Here is an 821-nt window from a genome sequence, read left to right on the forward strand (position 1 = left end):
CCGCGGGACGAGCCGCCCCGCTCCGGCGGCTCGCACCCGGCCTGACGTCGGCCCGGCCCGGCCCGGCACGGCCGCACTCCCCCGGTCCTCAGTCCCGGCCCAGGGCCTGACGCAGGATCCTCTCCAGCTCCTCCTCACCAGGGAGCGCCTCCATGGTGCGCTCCTGTCCGTGCGCGATGTACACGAAGCTCGCGCGGATGTTCTCCAGCGGGATCCCGTGCAGACGTGAGAACGCCAGCCGGTAGACCGCCAGCTGGAGGGCCTTATTTTCCAGGTCCTTGCCGTGTGGGACGCGGCCGGTCTTCCAGTCCACCAGCTCCCACCGCGCGTCCGGGTCGAAGGGTTGCCCGGGGTCGCCGCCGTCCCGGTACACAGCGTCCACGCGGCCGCGCAATGTCACCCCGGCGACCGTGGTCTCCAGCGGGGCCTCCACGAACGCGGGGGTGCGATCCGCCCAGCGTGAGGCCAGGAACCACTGCTGCATCGGCTCGAGGTCGAGGGCGTCGTCCATCCACTGGTCCGCGGCGTCGTCCGGGTCGTCGATGTCCAGCATGCCGGTGGCCTCGAAGCGGTCCTCCAGCCAGGCGTGGAAGGCCGTGCCGCGGCGGGCCGCACGCGCCGGGGGCCTGGGCATGGGGCGGCGGAGCTGCTCGGCGACGGCCTCCGGGTCCTCGGCCAGCTCCCCGTAGAGCGAGACGGACAGGTGCTGGGGCAGCGCGACCTCGCCGCTGGCGTCCTGCAGCGCGCGCTCGCGGAGGACGGCCCCACTCCAGCTGCGCCCCGAGCGGCGAGCCGAGGTCCAGGTCGCCCGGGTCTGCGGC

At 74.4% G+C, this 821-nt stretch carries 1 protein-coding gene; it reads right to left on the reverse strand.

From position 1 onward, the window contains the following. Positions 1–88: 88 nt before the first annotated feature. Positions 89–821, reverse strand: a 733-nt coding sequence (locus AC2W7A_RS12985) for a PD-(D/E)XK nuclease family protein (RefSeq protein ID WP_485991689.1), incomplete at its 5' end; no start/stop codon positions are given.

Source organism: Micrococcus sp. LASM2_SD2 (assembly GCF_057364565.1).